Here is a 526-nt window from a genome sequence, read left to right on the forward strand (position 1 = left end):
GACGGCGAAAAGAAGACGCTGCGCATGGTCGCCCAATATGCCGACGTTTGGAATAGCAACGCCGCAACACCCGATGAGGTGAAGCACAAAGTCGAGGTCCTGAAACGGCATTGCGAGGAGATCGGACGAGACCCCCGCGAGATCCGCAAGACCCTCATGCTCGGTCCACAGTTCGACCCGTTCGGCGATCCCACCGCATTTATGAATGCAATGCAGGGCTTCGCCGAGGCAGGCATTGAATTGATCAATATTGCTGCCCTGCCGGGAAATCCCGATCCGATCGGGTTCGTCGGCCGCCTCGGCGACGAGGTGATCCCCAAATTGGCGTCACTGGGCTAACCGAGTGGCCAACAACTCACACCGCACGTGACCATCCATCACTTGGCAAGGGGATCGGCATGCGCTACCACAAATTAGGGGACACTGGCCTTGATGTGTCTCCGGTCGCGATCGGCGCCATGACCTACGGCCCGCCCGACCGCGGATACCCGGCCTGGTCTCTCGGCGAAGACGCCAGCCGGACACT

The 526-nt window shown here is 60.6% G+C and carries 1 pseudogene; it reads left to right on the forward strand.

Going from position 1 to position 526, the window contains the following annotated elements:
• Positions 1-339, forward strand: a pseudogene (locus tag A5695_RS29330) (LLM class F420-dependent oxidoreductase); the annotation flags it as partial.
• Positions 340-526: the final 187 nt, after the last annotated feature.

This window comes from Mycobacterium sp. E1747 (assembly GCF_001667775.1).
Lineage (GTDB): Bacteria > Actinomycetota > Actinomycetes > Mycobacteriales > Mycobacteriaceae > Mycobacterium.